17 protein-coding genes are annotated in these 16,723 nt (G+C 58.0%); 8 read left to right on the top strand and 9 right to left on the bottom strand.

Annotation, left to right across the window (positions count from 1 at the left end):
• Positions 1-18 precede the first annotated feature (18 nt).
• The 8 genes from FBR45_RS21000 to FBR45_RS20965 form a co-directional block, all read right to left on the bottom strand.
• Entirely contained in the window at positions 19-1,173 is a 1,155-nt protein-coding gene (locus tag FBR45_RS21000; RefSeq protein ID WP_138505971.1) for an acyltransferase family protein, read from the bottom strand.
• Positions 1,174-1,309: 136 nt separating this feature from the next.
• Positions 1,310-1,549, bottom strand: coding sequence for a hypothetical protein (locus FBR45_RS20995; protein ID WP_138505969.1), 240 nt, complete (start codon positions 1,547-1,549; stop codon positions 1,310-1,312).
• Between the two features lie 122 nt (positions 1,550-1,671).
• Positions 1,672-2,445 (bottom strand): hypothetical protein, encoded by a 774-nt coding sequence (locus tag FBR45_RS20990; RefSeq protein WP_138505967.1) that lies wholly within the window; start codon positions 2,443-2,445, stop codon positions 1,672-1,674.
• 235 nt (positions 2,446-2,680) lie between these two features.
• Positions 2,681-4,639, bottom strand: a complete 1,959-nt coding sequence (gene nagB, locus FBR45_RS20985) for a glucosamine-6-phosphate deaminase (RefSeq protein ID WP_138505965.1) — start codon at positions 4,637-4,639, stop codon at positions 2,681-2,683.
• A gap of 118 nt (positions 4,640-4,757) precedes the next feature.
• The gene (locus tag FBR45_RS20980; RefSeq protein WP_138505963.1) at positions 4,758-5,915 is read right to left on the bottom strand and encodes a Gfo/Idh/MocA family protein; all 1,158 of its coding nucleotides are present in this window, start codon (positions 5,913-5,915) and stop codon (positions 4,758-4,760) included.
• A 58-nt stretch (positions 5,916-5,973) separates the two neighbouring features.
• Complete coding sequence (locus FBR45_RS20975) at positions 5,974-6,573, bottom strand: GNAT family N-acetyltransferase (protein ID WP_138505961.1); 600 nt, start codon at positions 6,571-6,573, stop codon at positions 5,974-5,976.
• Positions 6,574-6,578: 5 nt separating this feature from the next.
• Positions 6,579-6,986: a ketosteroid isomerase-related protein gene (locus FBR45_RS20970; RefSeq protein ID WP_138505959.1), complete on the bottom strand. Its 408-nt coding sequence runs from the start codon at positions 6,984-6,986 to the stop codon at positions 6,579-6,581.
• Between the two features lie 41 nt (positions 6,987-7,027).
• Positions 7,028-7,528: an NUDIX domain-containing protein gene (locus tag FBR45_RS20965; protein WP_138505957.1), complete on the bottom strand. Its 501-nt coding sequence runs from the start codon at positions 7,526-7,528 to the stop codon at positions 7,028-7,030.
• A 98-nt stretch (positions 7,529-7,626) separates the two neighbouring features.
• Between FBR45_RS20965 and FBR45_RS20960 the strand changes: the two genes are divergently transcribed.
• Both FBR45_RS20960 and FBR45_RS20955 read left to right on the top strand, forming a co-directional pair.
• Positions 7,627-8,133 carry a (2Fe-2S)-binding protein gene (locus FBR45_RS20960; RefSeq protein WP_138505955.1) on the top strand — a complete coding sequence of 169 codons (507 nt, stop codon included), beginning with the start codon at positions 7,627-7,629 and terminating at the stop codon, positions 8,131-8,133.
• On the top strand, positions 8,130-10,310 hold the full coding sequence (locus tag FBR45_RS20955; protein ID WP_138505953.1) for a xanthine dehydrogenase family protein molybdopterin-binding subunit: 2,181 nt from the start codon (positions 8,130-8,132) through the stop codon (positions 10,308-10,310). Before FBR45_RS20960 ends, FBR45_RS20955 begins: the two co-directional genes overlap by 4 nt.
• Here the strand turns inward: FBR45_RS20955 and FBR45_RS20950 are convergent, their stop codons facing one another.
• Positions 10,311-10,970, bottom strand: a complete 660-nt coding sequence (locus FBR45_RS20950) for an SDR family NAD(P)-dependent oxidoreductase (protein WP_171044929.1) — start codon at positions 10,968-10,970, stop codon at positions 10,311-10,313. It abuts the gene before it with no gap.
• Positions 10,971-11,094: 124 nt separating this feature from the next.
• Here FBR45_RS20950 and FBR45_RS20945 point away from each other — a divergent pair, with 124 nt between their 5' ends.
• The 6 genes from FBR45_RS20945 to FBR45_RS20920 all read left to right on the top strand — a co-directional run bounded on the left by FBR45_RS20945 (position 11,095) and on the right by FBR45_RS20920 (position 16,680).
• A complete protein-coding gene (locus tag FBR45_RS20945) occupies positions 11,095-12,225 on the top strand; it encodes an XdhC family protein (protein WP_138505949.1) in 1,131 nt (376 codons plus the stop codon).
• Positions 12,225-12,815 carry a nucleotidyltransferase family protein gene (locus tag FBR45_RS20940; RefSeq protein WP_138505947.1) on the top strand — a complete coding sequence of 197 codons (591 nt, stop codon included), beginning with the start codon at positions 12,225-12,227 and terminating at the stop codon, positions 12,813-12,815. Before FBR45_RS20945 ends, FBR45_RS20940 begins: the two co-directional genes overlap by 1 nt.
• Positions 12,816-12,967: 152 nt before the next feature.
• Positions 12,968-13,387, top strand: a complete 420-nt coding sequence (gene ruvX, locus FBR45_RS20935; protein WP_138505945.1) for a Holliday junction resolvase RuvX — start codon at positions 12,968-12,970, stop codon at positions 13,385-13,387.
• Positions 13,388-13,470: 83 nt separating this feature from the next.
• Positions 13,471-14,043 carry a peptide deformylase gene (def, locus tag FBR45_RS20930; protein ID WP_138505943.1) on the top strand — a complete coding sequence of 191 codons (573 nt, stop codon included), beginning with the start codon at positions 13,471-13,473 and terminating at the stop codon, positions 14,041-14,043.
• Between the two features lie 60 nt (positions 14,044-14,103).
• Positions 14,104-14,889: an amidohydrolase gene (locus FBR45_RS20925; RefSeq protein WP_138505941.1), complete on the top strand. Its 786-nt coding sequence runs from the start codon at positions 14,104-14,106 to the stop codon at positions 14,887-14,889.
• A gap of 246 nt (positions 14,890-15,135) precedes the next feature.
• Complete coding sequence (locus FBR45_RS20920; RefSeq protein WP_138505939.1) at positions 15,136-16,680, top strand: DUF4301 family protein; 1,545 nt, start codon at positions 15,136-15,138, stop codon at positions 16,678-16,680.
• Positions 16,681-16,723: the final 43 nt, after the last annotated feature.

The following is a 16,723-nucleotide window of genomic DNA, read 5'->3' as shown; positions in this document are numbered from 1 at the left end:
CCAGCCCGGCGGGTGGTATTACACTTTGATGATGATCTGTTTCCGGTACATCCACCACAAAATCCCGAACCAGATCAGCACAAACGTAAGCGCCCCGGCCAGCGACGCATTGATGGGATCGGCAAAAGCGGGAACGATGAACGATCGGTAGAGGTACTCGCGCAGGTTCGTATCGGTACCGTCGGGTCGGCTTACGTGAATCAGGCTCATAATCCGCGGAATCAAACCCGACAGGAAGAAGACCGTAATGGCGTTGATGCCGAACGCAACGAACGGCAATACGCCCCGCCGGTATTGTTTCACGTCGATCAGCCAGTAGCAGAGCGCTAGCCCAAGCATGGCCAGTCCGCCCGCCAGCAAAACATACGACGAGGTCCAGAGGGCTTTGTTGATCGGGAAAAAGCCGTTCCAGACCAGGCCGGCCAGGGTAGCCAGGCAGCCCGCAGCAAACAGCCACGCTACTTTTTCGGTAGCCGCCCGCCCGCTCCGCAGCCACTGTCCGACCAGCAGACCGATCGTACCGGTGCCGACGGCTGGCAGAGTGCTCAGGATACCTTCGGGATCCCAGACCCGGGCAGGCTTATAGACGTGGGCGGGGGTCAGCACAATCCGGTCGATCCAGGCCGCCAGGTTGGTTTCGGGCTCAAGGTTCGCGTAGCCAATGCCCGGCACGGGAACCACCGTTAGCAGCAGCCAGTACCCGATCAGGATCGAGAAGAGTATCCAGAGTTGCTGCCGGGGGGTAGTTTTCAGGAACAGCATGGAGCAGGCGAGGTAGACCAGCGCAATTCGCTGCAAAACGCCCGGAATGCGAACGGTCGAGATATCGAACTTCGGGAAGAAATTAAGAAACAGACCGAGCAGAAACAGCGTAGCGCTCCGTTTTATGATCTTCTGCATGACGCCCCCCTGCCGGGCATCGGTCCGGCCCAGTGCAAACGTGATCGACACGCCCACGATGAACAGAAAGAACGGAAAAATCAGATCGGTAGGCGTCCAGCCATGCCAGGGAGCGTGTTCGAGTGGCGCGTAAATATGGGCCCAGTCGCCGGGGTTGTTGACCAGAATCATGGCCGCTACGGTCAGGCCCCGAAAGGCATCTAATGACAGAAGACGAGGGGCGGCCTGGAGGGGTTCCAGTCCATCCCGAACCGGCGCGGAAGCAGTTTGCATAGGTATAACGATCAGGTAGCACGAAGATACGACAAAACTTCCGTCCGGGTTGGCGGCCTGTTCTGCGTTCGTTACCGATACCTGATCTGCATAGCCGGGCCGTATAGCCATACCAGCCGTGGCTCAGGCTGAACTGTCAGGGCTGTTCCATGATCCAGTCGAACCCTTCGCGTCGCCACACCCGGCGAAAGAAAAGCCGGTAGATTAGCCACGCGCCTACTACACAAACCAGCAGGAGCAGTAGGCTGGCGTCTGAGCTGATCGGAATATGCATCTGATTCAGCAGCCATGTAATGGACAAATAGACCGCAAAGGCCGATACAAGGCAGATTGACCCTACGGCAAGCGTATACACAAGAGCTAGAAGTACAATCATTGACAGACGTTTTCGAAAAAACCCTACCCGGGAACGAATGTTTAACCAATCTTACACAGTAAAGACTACTTAGTTACTAAACTAATCGTTTTTTGTAAGTTAGCCAGAAAAAATATACTTGTTCAGGCAAAAACTTTCGCTAGTTTTTTTTCCAGATCCATTTCCAGCTTGGTTAGTCCTTCGCTGTTGGGCAGGTAGGTCAGCGCGCGGTGGTGGCGGAGGTCGAACGGAATATCGCTAACCGACTGAGTGATAGGGATAACGATCTTGCCCAGCGTATGCGCAACCCCGGTTTCGTAGAACACGTTCGGGTTTCGGTCGGTGAAGTCAGTGATTACGGCCCGGCTCGTGAAAATCAGATCGAATACGTCCTGAATCAGAATGCTGTTATCCCAGATGTCGTCGGCCCGCCGACAGTCGATTCCCAGCCGCGCACACACGTTTCGAATGGCCGTATACGTGCCGGCAAAACGCCCTTCGAACGGCATCATCACCGACAGCATGTTCGACTCGACGGGCTTGTCGGGAATGCTGAACACATCGGGCGCAAACGTGACCACCCGCTCCGGCTGCCGCGTCTGTACCGTTGATACAAAGGCCGAAGCAACCGGCGCGTAGCGGCTCAGGCTGGCTTTCCGGCTGTCGACGTACCGCTCCAGCTCGGTCAGGTTGCTGGTTCCTTCGCCAATTAGCTTCGACAACACCTGCAGGCTGTTCCCGTCATAATCGTCATCCCGAAAATCCAGACTCCGCAGCAGGCGCGGGTGGTCTTCGATCAGGTCGACATTGTCGGTCAGGTAAGCCACCCGGAACCAGTCGGCCTTGGTAAAATAAGCCCGGACAAACTCATGCAGGGCAAAAAGGCGGGCTGTTCGTTGTTTTGTTTCTCTCGTCATTGCGTCAGCGTTAGGGTCGGAAAAGCGGGATTGATGAAGAATATAATACAACTATTATATAATGACGCAATTATATCTAAATTTTATATCATAACGTATGTATTTCTAAATTTTAATAACAAAGAAGCCAGCGAATGTCTCCTTCGGCCTTCGCAGAAGCACTAAAACGAGCCTAAACAAACGAGCCGCTCCTAAATCAGGGGCGGCTCGTTTTCCACTAAAGTGTTGTCAGCGTCTAGAAATGCCAGCGGACAAACGCTTCCATCGCTTCGTATTCAGCCAGGCCGAGTCGGTTGTAGAGGCCAGCCGTAGCGCGGTTGCGCTCTTCGGCCCGCTGCCAGAACTCGCGCGAGTCGGTACCCTGATAAACCACACCATCTTTCTGCGACTGGTGTTTGAAGATACCCAGGCGCTTTTTCATGACCTGATCGGGCGACATCGGTACGGCCATTTCGATCTCGTGGATATCCCACTCGGCCCAGGCGCCCCGGTACAGCCATACCCAGCAATCGGCCATGAACGCTTTGTCCTTCAACCGACGAACAGCTTCGAGAACGGCATCCAGACAAACCTTGTGCGTACCGTGCGGATCGGCCAGGTCGCCCGCAGCGTAAATCTGATGCGGCTTGATCTCTTCGATCAGCGCCATCGTGATCTGAATATCTTCTTCGCTGAGTGGTTTCTTGGCGACTTTACCCGTCTCGTAGAACGGCATGTTCATGAAGTGGGCGTTCTCGACCGGGATACCCACAAACCGGCAGGTCGACTTGGCCTCGCCCTTGCGGATCAGCCCTTTCACGTAGCGCACCTCGGCGGTGTCCATCTCGGAATCTTTCTTATCGCGCAGCGACGCGGCTGCATCTTTGAAGATCCGATGTGCTTCGGGGCTGTTGATCCCGAATTTGTCGTTGAAATCGACCACGTAATCGGCAAACCGCAGCGCTTCGTCATCGGCCACGGCGATATTACCCGATGTCTGATAGCCTATGTGTACTTCGTGGCCCTGGTCAACGAGCCGCTGGAATGTGCCGCCCATCGAGATAATATCATCGTCGGGGTGGGGACTGAAAATCAGGCAGCGTTTCTGAGCCGGTAAAGCCCGCTCGGGTCGGTTGGTATCGTCGGCATTGGGTTTGCCGCCCGGCCAGCCCGTGATGGTATGCTGAAGCTGGTTAAAAATATCGATGTTGATGTCATACGCCTGACCCGACTGGGCCAGCAGATCGCTCATCCCGTTGTCGTTGTAGTCGCGGTCGGTTAGCTTCAGAATGGGTTTGCCCAGCGCCAGCGACAGGTAGGTGACGGCCTTCTTGCGCATTTTGTTGTCCCACACCACCGAATCGACCAGCCAGGGCGTTTTCATGCGGGTCAGCTCCGACGCGGCAGCCTCGTCGATGACGAACAGCGCGTTGGGGTGGGTTTGCAGGTACGAGGCCGGGTTGAGTTCGGTTACCAGGCCTTCAACGGCTCCGCGGATAACGGGTGCCTTGCGTTCGCCCCACGCCAGGAGCACCACCCGCCGGGCGCTCAGGATGCTGGCAACCCCCATCGTAATGGCTTTACGGGGGGTTTTGGGCAGACCACCAAAATCGCCCGATGCAGCCGCCCGGGTCGAGTTGTCGAGCATCATCAGGCGGGTGTGCGAGTTGATGAGCGAGCCGGGTTCGTTGAAGCCGATATGGCCGTTACCACCAATACCGAGCAGCTGAAAATCGAGTCCGCCGGCGGCTTCGATCTGGGCTTCGTACTGTTTGGCAAACTCAGCCACCTTATCCGGACCGACGGTTCCGTCGGGAACGTGGTAATTGTTGGCCGGTATGTCAACGTGGTCGAAAAGCTGTTCCCGCATGAACCGCCAGTAGCTTTGCAGCGAATCGGGTTCCATGGGGTAATATTCGTCGAGGTTGAACGTAACCACGTTCCGGAAGCTCAGGCCTTCTTCACGGTGCATCCGAACCAGTTCGGCGTACACTGTTTTTGGCGACGAGCCGGTTGCCAGACCCAGGATAGCGGGTTTGCCTTCGCTTTGCTTCTGCCGGATCAGGTCGGCAATTTCATGCGCCACGGCCCGGCTGGCATCTTTGGCATCGGCGTAAATGTGCGTCGGAATTTTTTCGTACGTAATTGCCGACTGTAAAGGAGCTCCGGGGATTTGTCCGTCCGGATTGTCGAGTAGTGGTGACTCCGTAATCATGCGCTGCGCGGAGGGTTAGTAAGACAGCACAAAGGTCAAAAAAATTTGAGTAGTTTTTTTGAGAGAATCGAACATTTTTAAATTTTTTACAAATACTAGCTCCTTAGCAGCGAGCTAATTATTGCCGCGCCAGCCGATCAGCCTGTGCGGCCGTTTCGAGCGACTCCAGTCCGTTCTCTTCCGAAATGATGCGGTGCGTATCAGGATATTTGATGCCGCTGACCTGATCGCGGAACATGAGCCGGAGCAGTTCGGAATACAGGTGCTGTTTTTCCTGCTCGAAACCGAATCGGATTTCTACCTGCTGGTACGCATCGAATGTTTTGAACCGGCCGCGCAGGGGTTTGTCTTTCCCCGAAATATTGGCCGTTACGTTCAGCTGCGCCCCCGGAAACAGCGTCATCAGCTCACGGCTGGTTTCTTCGTCGACAACCGCCCGCAGCACCATCCGGGTTGGTACCCATTCGTGCAGGGTAATATCGCCCCGCTCAAACAGCAGCCGCATCTCCTGCCGGTCCATACGTCCGGTCTGCGTAAAGCCGTGATAGAAATTGACCAGTTTCCGGCCGGTCGTATCGTCGCCGTACTGAACGGTAGCCTGCACCTGGTCTTCGAGGTCGGAAAGACCGGGCCGCTTGATCACCTGCGACGCCACTACGGTACCTTTACCGAGCCAGCCCGCAAACAGATCAAAGAAATGAACACCGTGTTCAATAAAGATACCGCCCGACTTGCTGCGGTCCCAGAACCAGTGCTCGGGTGCGAGGCCTTCGTCGCCGGCGTAGTTTTCGAAATAGCCGTGCAGGAAATCGCCGAGCAGGTTTTTGTCGATCAGGTGTTTGATACGGGCATACATGGGATTGTAGCGCTGCATCAGGTTCGTCACCATCAGCACACCCTTTTGCCGGGCAGCTTCGATCATGGCCCGGCCTTCTTCGGGGTTCATGGCCAGCGGCTTCTCGCAGATGACGTGCTTACCGGCGTTGATGGCCAGCATCGCCTGTTCGTAATGCATGAACGGCGGGGTAGCGATATACACCACGTCGACATCGGGGTGGTTGACCAGCGCGTCGAGGCTGTCGAGCATATCGGCCCCAAACCGGCGGGCCGTGCGGTGGGCTTCGTCGCGGCTCGATCCGGCAATAGCCACCAGCCGGGTGTTGGGGGTTTGCAGAAACTGCTGAACGGCAAACAGCCCGAAGCTGCCCATGCCGATGACACCAATACCTAATTCACGATCAGTCGATGCAGCGTTTGCCGGTGCGGTTGTATTCATAGCGTATGGGTTGTATCCGTAAGAAACAACCGCCAGCCGCCCATTGTGTTAGAAAACCTTAGCGCAGCGGCCGGGTCCAGTAGACCATCGGCTTGGGCGTCGACTCGGTTTCATCCAGGTCGGGCCAGTGAAAAACGCTGCGTAAGGCGGGGTCGCGCCGATAGCCCCGTTTGGTCCAGAAGGCATCGAGCGGCTGATAACCGACCGGACGCAGGGGATGGTCAGACGGCCGCTCAACGGCGCAGAAGCAGGTGAGCCGGTAGGTATCGAACCGCCGGGCGTGGGCTTCGCGCTCGTCGAAGAACCGGTTCCCCAGCCCCAGCCCCCGGAAGTCGGGCAGCAGAATACTCTCGCCAAAGTAGAACACCTCATCGAGGGCGTAGCCGGCCTGCCGAAAGGGGGCCTGCACCTCGTCGGTCTCGTCGGTCAGCGGCAGGGCGGTGGTAGCGCCCACCATCCGGTCATCAGCATAGGCCGCAAACAGCAGCGAACGCTGACTCTGCATATAGGTCTCGAGGTATTTCTTCTCGTAGTCGGCAGTACCTTCGTAGAGGTACGGGAAATCGCGGAATACGGTAATCCGCAGATTGGCCAGTTCGGTCAGGACAGTGCGGATGGCGGGACCGTAGATCCGACTGAAGGTTAGCGTAGCGGGCATGCGGCCTAGTTTTTACCCAACACCAGCGACTCCCAGAGGGGCAGGTTGTAGTAGGTTGTTACGCGGCTGATCAGTCCGTCGGTGATTTCCAGAAAGGCCCCGGCCGGCAGCACGTAGGTTTGTCCGGTAGCGGCCGGCAGATCGCCGTCGGTTTTTTTGTAGACACCGTTGACGACAAATTCGCAGGCGGCCCGGCGCCCGCTGGGCTCGGTCATCACGACGATGTCGGTCAGCGTTTCGTCGTAGCATTCATCCATATGCTGCAAAAACTGCTCGAACAGCGCTTTTCCGACATGGGTTGAGCCCTGGTTGGCATCGTGGCGCACATCGGGATGCAGCAGGTTCAGCATGGCGGTCCAGTCTTTCCGGTTGAACGCGTCGTAGTAGGCAGTAACGGTCTCGTTGGCGGTCATAAGTTCTGACGTTGAGCCGCAAAGATAGGGAGCCGCGTGGCTCAGCGAACCATACCGCGCTTAGCCAGCCACTCCTTTACGGCGGGCCCGGTGCCGAAGGGCCAGGGTTTCAGTTCGTTGACGGGCACCAGCTTAATGGCCTGCAGTTCGGTTTCGTCCATGCGGATGGTACCGGTGGCCCGAACGTGATAGGTGAAAATAATTTCGTTGCGCTGAAAGAACGGGTAAATCCCCAGAAACTCCACAATGCGGGCGTCGGTCAGGCCAAGTTCTTCTTCAATCTCGCGCAGAATGGCCTCGGCGGGGGCTTCGCCCCGCTCCAGAAACCCCGTCACGATACCGAACCACTCAGCAGGCCAGCCAATATTCTGCGTCAGTACCACCGTATCGTTGTCATACTCGACAATGGCACCCACTACGGGCAGCGGATTATCGTAATAAATGTAGCCACAGGGCTTGGAGCAGATCAGGCGTTCGCGCCCGCTGGCTTCGCCTTTCACGAGGGGGCTGGCGCACTGCGGACAATAGTTCATCAGGGGCATAGACAGACAACGGACAGGGAAGCCGAAAGTAAGGCCTTTGTGCCCATAAATTTTCGTCGAATCTCGCTAACTTTCGCTATGCTAACGCCCTTATCACTATGGCTACCTTAAAACTTACCATCAATAATCAACCCCACACGCTCGACGTGGACCCCGATATGCCACTGCTCTGGGCCATCCGCGATGTAGTTGGCCTGACCGGCACCAAGTTTGGGTGTGGCATTGCCCAGTGCGGTGCCTGTACGGTTCACCTCAACGGCACTCCTACCCGTTCGTGCAGCGTTCCGGTGTCGGCCGTGGCCGGGCAGAAGATAACCACCATCGAAGGCATCGCCAAAAACGGCGACCACCCCGTTCAGAAAGCCTGGGTAGCCCATCAGGTGCCCCAGTGCGGCTACTGCCAGTCGGGCCAGATCATGAGTGCAGTGGCCCTGCTCAAACAGAACCCCAAGCCCACCGACGAAGACATCGACGCGGCCATGCAGGGCAACATCTGCCGCTGCGGCACCTATACCCGCATTCGGGCCGCGATTCATACCGCATCGGCCGACCTGAGCGGTGCGCCCAAATCCCTGAAATCAACGCCTAAACTCGGTAAGCGATGAGCCAGAACCCTACCCAACCCACCCTCAATCGCCGGCATTTCCTGAAAGCGGCCAGCCTGACCGGGGCGGCTTTTGCGCTGGGTCTGTCGTCTACCGACGCGGCCGTTCAGAACCTGAGTATCGCCCCGGGTGCGGCTCCAACTCCCTCGTTCGGGCTGACGCCTTACATCCAGATCGAGCCGTCGGGCCGGATCACGCTGCTGAACCCGGTCCCCGAAATTGGGCAGGGCACCTACCAGTCGCTGCCGGCGCTGATGGCCGAAGAGCTAGGCGTTTCGCTCGATCAGGTTACGATCCGGCAAACCAACGGCGACGCCCAGTACGGCCCGCAGACGGCGGGCGGCAGCTACTCGGTGCGGGGCCAGTACAAAGCGCTGCGGCAGGTAGGCGCGTCGGCCCGCGAGATGCTCCGGCAGGCCGCCAGCCAGCAATGGAACGTTCCTGTTGGCGAGTGCGAAGCCGACCGGGCCGTAGTGACCCACAAACCCACCGGCCGTAAACTCACCTACGGCCAGCTGGCCGAAACAGCCGCCCGGCTGCCCGTGCCGAAAGATCCGGCACTGAAAGACCCTACCACGTTCCGGATGCTGGGCAAACCAACGCCCCGGCCCGATATACCGCTCAAGGTAACCGGCAAAGCCCAGTTCGGGATCGACGCCAGCGTGAAGGGCATGGTCTACGCATCGGTTGAGCGGAGTCCGGTTATTGGTGGCAAGCTGATCAGCTACGACGCCAGTCAGGCAACCCGGCTGAAAGGGGTTCAGCAAGTCGTACGGGTAGAACGGGTGCTGAACAAGAACCGCTACGAGGGCGTGGCCGTCATTGCCGACTCGTACTGGGCCGCGCTGCAGGGCCGAAAAGCACTTCGGATACAGTGGGATACCAAAGGACTCGACCAGTTCAACTCCGTCGACTACGAGAAAAAACTGCGCGACCTGGCTCAGGCAGACGGTATCACGGGCCATAACGTGGGCGACTTCGACAAAACCTTTGCCGACGCGCCCACCAAAGTCGAAGCCTTTTACGAGACGCCCATCGTCAGCCACTCGACCATGGAGCCCATGAACGCACTGGCCCACTGGCAATCACAGGATAAGGTTGAGGTCTGGGTATCGGCCCAGGGACCGGATCTGGTCAAGGATGAACTGTCCAGAGTGTTGACCATCCCGAAAGAGAATATTACGGTTCATGTGCTGTTCAACGGCGGGGGCTTCGGCCGACGGCTGACGCAGGATTATGCGACGGAGGCCGCTCTGCTCGCCAAAGCAACCGGCAAACCCGTGAAGCTGGTCTGGACCCGCGAAGATGATACCACCCAGGGCCCGTTCCGTCCCATGACGTTCTCGGCCCTGCGCGCGGGCCTCTCGGCCGATGGGAAAGCCGTTGCCATGCAGCATAAGGTCATTTCTCCCTCCATCGACGCCACGATGGACGCGAAGTACGACAAAACCAAGCCCGACGGAACCATGCTCGAAGGCACCGGCGATCAGAAATACGAAATTCCGAACCTGAACACCCGCTATGTACACGCCGATATTCAGATTCCGCTGACGTACTGGCGGTCGGTGACGAGTTCGACACTGGCATTTTCGCACGAGTGTTTCCTCGACGAGATGGCCCACAAAGCTGGTCAGGACCCCATGGCGTACCGACTGTCGATGCTCACCAAAGACTCCGATACCAAACGGGTACTAACCAAACTTCGCGAAGTTTCCAGCTGGGACAAACCCCTGCCAGCGGGCTGGGGACGGGGCGTGGCGCAATGGGAGTTCTTTGCCGGGCTGGCCGGGCAGGTGGTAGAGGTCTCGAAACAGGCCGACGGTTCGGTAAAAGTCGAGAAAGTCTATTGTGTCATCGACCTGGGTACGGTTGTCAACCCCGACGCCGTGAAAGCGCAGATCGAAGGCTCGGTAGCGATGGCGCTCACGGCGGCTACCAAAGATGGCATCACCTTTGCCCACGGCCAGGCCGTACAAACCAACTTCGACACCAACCGGATGCTGCGCATCAACGAAATGCCCGCCGTCGAGGTCCATATTCTGGCCGAAGGTGGCCCAACCATCAAAGGCGTTGGCGAACCGGGTCTGCCTCCGCTGGCCCCGGCCCTGGCCAACGCGGTCTTTGCCGCTACCGGCAAGCGGATTCGGCGGCTCCCGTTCGATCTGGCCGCGGTCTAATTACTGGTATATTCGTTCGCGTTCGCCGGTGGCAACGGGCTGCTGAGCCAGCTCCCAGAACACCTCGGCAATCCGGACCGGGTCGAAGTGAGTACCGGGCTGTACCGCGCCGTTTACGGTTAGGGTAGCCACTCGAATCGGACGCTGGGCCAGCTCGTCGGCCAGGCCCAGCGTCAGGTTACGCAGACCCGCCTTACCCACCGACAGGGCCGTCGATGCGGCCGTTGGGTTGAGGGCCGAACCGCCCCCCGTGGTCAGGATCGTGCCCCCGCCCTGGCGCTCCATCTGCGGCACAAGGGCCTGCACCGCTACGACCAGGCCACCGAAGCAGATCCGCTGGCTGTGCATGAACGGTTCCGGCTCGTAGGTAGTTGGCGTACCAGACAGGAACTCCGACGCGTTGTAAAGAAGCAGGTCCGCGTCGCCCTGGGTTTGCTGAATGCGGGTCAGGGTAGCGGCCAGGGCGTCGAAGTCGGCAATGTCGGCGGTATAGCCCTGCGCGTGGATGCCCACAGTCGCCAGCTCGGCTACGTAGCTGTTCAGGGCTTCCTGCCGCCGGGCAATCAGGGCAAATGAATAGCCCTCGCGGCCAAAGCGGTTGGCTACGGCCAGCGCGATACCGGGTCCGGCGCCAACGATTACGCAAAGTTTAGCAGGCATATCAGTCTGGAGTTTACGTTTGGGTGATCTATTTCTTATGGTCAGGTAATATAGTTCCCTTCTATCGTTATCATAAACACCACCGTCCGTTTGCGGTTGTTTATGATACAAATTCAAGGCATTCATGAAAGAAATAACCCGCATTGTCGACGTCTTCAACCAGATCAATTTTTCGGAGCGCAAAGCCGCGCTGGCGACGGTGGTGTGGGTCGAAGGATCTTCGTACCGCCGACCAGGTGCCCGTATGCTCATCACCGACGACGGGCGCTGGGAAGGAGCTATTAGCGGGGGGTGCCTGGAAGGCGATGCCCTCCGCAAAGCCCGGCAGGTCATGATTGACCGGCAACCGATGGTGGTTACCTACGATACGATGGACGATGGCGCCAATAGTTTCGGCGTTGGCCTGGGCTGCAACGGCATCATCGACGTACTGATCGAACCCATCGACCCGGCCGACCCGAACCATCCGGTTGCCGTGCTGCATGAGTTTGTCCAGAAGCGTGATGTACGGGCGCTGGCTACCGTACTCAGCAGCGAAACGCCCGATCTGACGCCCGGTTCCCGCTTTGTGCTGACCGAGCAGGACAATACTGCGCCCGACTGGCTGGTTGATGATATGCGGGAGGTACTCGCCGTTGGTAAACCTCTGACCCGGGCGGCCGAAACAGGATCAGGCGCCGTTCAGGTATTTATCGAACGTATTGACCCCGGTATCGAGCTGGTCATTTTCGGCGCGGGCTATGACGTGGTGCCCGTGGCACGGCTGGCCCGCGACCTGGGCTGGGCTGTTACCGTCACCGACGATTGTGTGGCCCATTTGGCGCCCAAACGATTTCCGGTAGCGACCTGCGTACTCTACGCCGACCGCGCAGCCGTACTCGATCAGCTAACCATCACCGACCGTACCGCTGCCGTGCTGATGTCGCATAATTTCAACTACGACAAAGCCGTATTGCAGGCCCTGCTGGCCACCGATGTGCCGTATATCGGGATGCTTGGCCCGCGCAAACGCTTCGAGAAGATGCAGACCGAGTTCGAGAAAGACGGGTTGTTCTTCGAGGCCGACGGGCTGGAGCGGGTTCACGCGCCCATCGGCCTCGATATCGGCGCCGAAACACCCGACGAGATTGCCCTGTCGATCATCGCTGAAGTTCGGGCCTTCTTTACGAAACGATCGGGCGGCTTTCTGAAAGACAAAAGCGGGCCTATTCACGAGCGCCAGTCGGGTAACGCCAATCCGGTTACCACCCTCTAATGACAGTCGCCACACTGCTGCTGGCCGCGGGTAGTTCGAGCCGGCTGGGTCAGCCCAAACAGTTAGTACAACACGAAGGTCAGTCGCTGGTTCGGCGTATGGCCGGTATGGCTCTGTCGGTACCCACGGCGCCGGTTGTTGTGGTGATCGGAGCCAACGCGGACCTGGTCCGGGCTGAGCTGACAGACGTTCCGGTCCAGACCGTCGTCAATGCGGACTGGAGCGAAGGCATGGGGTCTTCGTTGCGGGCGGGCCTGACAGCCCTCGCCGACCAGCCAATCGATGCTTTCCTGGTGCTGCTGACCGATCAGCCACACGTTACGCCCGACCTGCTGCGGCAACTCATCAGGACCCGTCAGGAGACCGGCAAAGGCATTGTGGCCTGCCAATACGGCGAAGCCGATCACCTGGGCGTACCGGCCCTGTTCGACAGGCGCTACCTACCTGTTTTCCGGCAACTCACTGGCGATGCAGGCGCCCGAAAACTGATCCGCCAGTACACCGACGACTGTGCCATTGTACCCTTTGCTCTGGGTGCCATCGACCTCGACACCCCCCAGGACCTGGCCGCCTGGCAACCCACCCCGTAGAGACGTGACCGCCCGGCGGCCCTCGTATCTCCTGTGCGTCAGCAATCAATCCGCTCCCTTATGAGCGTAACAACCAGTAAGTCAACCCAATTGCTGACGCAGGTGAGACGCGAAGGGTCGCGTCTCTACATATCTTGTATCTTTGCCCCACTATGGCTCGACTGCTGGCAATTGATTATGGACAGAAACGCACCGGTATTGCCGTAACGGACCCGCTGCAACTGATTGCGTCGGCGCTCGAGACGGTACCGTCGCACGAGATGATCAAGTACCTCAAAGCCTATGTACAGCGGGAACCGGTAGAAGCGTTTATCGTTGGTTTACCCAGGCGGCTTGATGGCACGGATTCGGAGAATGCAGCCCGGGTGCGGAAGTTCGTGGGGCATTTACAGAACGCTTTGCCCGACATTCCGGTTTATTGGCATGATGAGCGCTTTACGTCCCAGATGGCGCTGCAAGCTATGATTGCGGGCGGAAGCAACAAAAAAGATCGACGCGAGAAAGGGAACATCGACAAAGTCAGTGCCGCCATCATTCTCCAGTCGTTTATGGAAAGTAAAAAAGAAGGATAAGCCGTGAAAGGTGGCCCGCGGATGACTGAACACAGCCTCATTCAACGACCCTCGTTCCTTGTTTATCGTTCATCATTAACTATATGATCCTCCCTATCGTTGCCTATGGCGATCCGGTACTCCGGAAGCGGGCGAAAGACATTGAACCCGGCTCAATCGACGTGAAAACGTTGAGTGAGAACATGTTTGAAACCATGTATGCGGCTTCGGGCGTTGGCCTGGCCGCACCGCAGATCGGCCAGAGTATCCGGATGTTTGTGGCCGATGGCCAGGTGCTGAACGAAGATGAGAAAGAAGAAGATATCGATCAGAGCGTTGTCGGCTTCAAGAAAGTATTCATCAACCCTGAAATCATTGAAGAAGCGGGTGAAGACTGGGGATTTGAAGAAGGCTGCCTGAGTATTCCCGGTATTCGGGGCGAGGTGATACGGCCCGAAATTATCGTTATCCGCTACTTCGACACCGACTGGAACGAACACGAGGAAGAATACGACGGGATGGCCGCCCGCATCATCCAGCACGAGTACGACCACCTCGAAGGCAAACTCTTTACCGATTATCTGCCCAGCCTGCGCCGTCAGCTCATCCGGAAAAAACTGGCCGACATCACCAGGGGCAAAACCGACGCCGAGTACAAGATGAAATTCCCCAAATAAAGAAGCGGGAGAACCTGAAACAAATCATTCAGGTTCTCCCGTTTTTGTTCCTGTCTGCGTATGCATCTCACCCTCCTTCAGCCCGACTTATACTGGCAGGACCCGGTAGCCAACCGGGCTATACTGGAGGAACGGATTATGACCCTGCCCGAACCGACAGACCTGATTGTGCTGCCCGAGATGTTCACGACCGGGTTTACTATGGACGCGGCCGCCGTAGCGGAACCCATGAACCTGACCACGTTTCGCTGGCTGAAGCAGATGGCCGCTCAAACGGGGGCCGTCGTAACGGGCAGTTACGTCGTGCGCGAGGGGACGGCTTTCTACAACCGGCTGATCTGGATGCAGCCCGACGGCCAGTTCGACACTTATGATAAACGCCACCTGTTCCGGATGGCGGGCGAAGACGGCATCTACACCGCCGGTAATCGCCGACTGATCAAAACCTGGAAAGGATGGCGCATCTGTCCGCTTATTTGCTACGACCTCCGCTTTCCGGTCTGGAGCCGCAACACCCCCGCCCGTACCCCGGCCGGCTTCGAGTACGATCTGCTACTGTACGTGGCTAACTGGCCAGCCGCCCGGCGTTATGCCTGGAACACCCTCCTGCAGGCTCGCGCCATCGAGAACCTCAGCTACGTTGTTGGCGTCAACCGGGTCGGCACCGACGGTAACGGACACCCCTATACTGGCGACTCAGCCATCATCGACCCCAGGGGTGACGTACTGTTCCGGCAGTCGGATACCGAAGGGATTCACCAGCAGACGATTTCGCTCGGCGAACTGCGTGCGTTTCGGGAGCGCTTTCCCGCCCATCTGGATGCCGACTTCTTTGAGATTCAGTAGCCGAGCCGCTGCTTTTTCGTTCTGGATCTGCGGAATGCTGTAGCTGTCTCCGCGCCTGTTCGCATCTCTGCGGACAAAGCGGACGGAGCAGCAACCGGCTTCGACCCTGGTATACCACAACCATCTCACCGGCTACTTAACAGTCAAGAACAGACCGTACAGAAGACTCTGCTACATTTGACTTGCGTAACGTTATCGAAACACCCAACTTGCCAACCTTTCTTACTGACTTATTTCTTTGCCTGTATGACACAATTCACCGAACAAGACCAGGAGCAGATTCGGGCGCAGGGCGTCTCGCTCGAGCAGATCGACCAACAGATACAGCATTTTGTTCAGGGTTTTCCGTACCTCAATGTAATCAAAGCCGCCACCATTGGCGATGGTATTATCCGTGTTCCCGACGAGCAGATAACGACCTATATTCACCAGTTCGACCAGGCCGCTGAGGATAAGGATCTGGTTAAGTTTGTACCAGCTTCGGGCGCGGCCACCCGCATGTTCAAGTCGCTCTTTGCCGCCCTCGATGGCAAATCCGACAAATCGGCCGATGAGGTGTTTGCCCGTCTGCCCGATTTTGCGTTTTACGACGACTTAAAAGCGGCACTGGCCAAAAACGGCGTCGACCTCGACGAGACGGTGGCCGAAGGCAGGTGGGACACGGCTACCCGGCAAACTGTGCTGCATTTCCTGCTCATGGCTGATGGCCTGGACTACGGCAGCCTGCCCAAAGGACTGCTCAAGTTTCACCAGTACCCCGACGGAGCCCGCACGCCCGTTGAAGAACACCTGGTCGAAGGAGCCGCCTACGCCAATTCAGACGGTACTGTCCGGATTCATTTTACTGTATCGCCCGAGCACCGCTCCCGGTTCGAGGAGCTGATTAACCAGGAAAAAGCCGACTACGAAGCCTGGCTGGGCGTTACGTTCGACATCAGTTTCTCCGAGCAGAAGAAAGCAACCGACACCATCTCCGTCGATACCGACAACAGCCCGTTCCGGAACCCGGATGGGTCGCTGCTGTTCCGCCCGGCGGGCCACGGCGCGCTGATCGAGAACCTGAACGACATTGACGCCGACGTGGTGTTCATCAAGAACATTGACAACGTAGTGCCCGACGAGATCAAGGAAACGACCGTTACCTATAAGAAAGTGCTGGCCGCGGTCCTGCTCGACGCGCAGCAGCGGGTGGCCCGGCTACAAAGTCTGCTGGAAGGCGCCGACGCAGCAGACGTCAGCGACGGTTACCTGGCCGAGGCCGACGAGCTATTTCGCCGGACGCTATTTACGCTCCCGCCCGATGGCTTCGAGAGCCTCGCCAAAGCCGAAAAAGTTGATTACTTCCGGCATAAACTGAACCGGCCTATCCGCGTGTGTGGCATGGTGCAAAACGTCGGCGAGCCGGGGGGTGGTCCCTTTTGGGCGCGCAATGCAGACGGGTCGGTATCGCTGCAGGTCGTTGAGTCGGCCCAGATCGACCTGGCTAACCCGCAGCAGAAAGAGATTTTCGATACGGCTACTCACTTTAACCCGGTCGATCTGGTGTGCGGGCTGAAAGATCACCACGGCCGCAAGTTCGACCTCCCCGCCTTCCGCGATCCGCTGACCGGCTTTATCACGGCCAAATCGAAAGATGGCAGGGACCTGAAAGCGCAGGAGCTGCCGGGCCTCTGGAACGGCGCCATGGCCGACTGGAACACTATTTTCGTGGAAGTGCCGCTGATAACGTTCAACCCGGTCAAAACCGTCAATGATCTGCTCCGCAAAGAGCACCAGCCGGCCGACGAATAAATCTCACTAGCCCTAAATCAGTAAGGCGACTCCAGGAATGGAG

This window comes from Spirosoma lacussanchae, assembly GCF_005870035.1.
In the GTDB taxonomy this organism is placed as follows: Bacteria; Bacteroidota; Bacteroidia; order Cytophagales; family Spirosomataceae; genus Spirosoma; species Spirosoma lacussanchae.
This window is presented reverse-complemented; position numbering and strand designations above follow the sequence as displayed.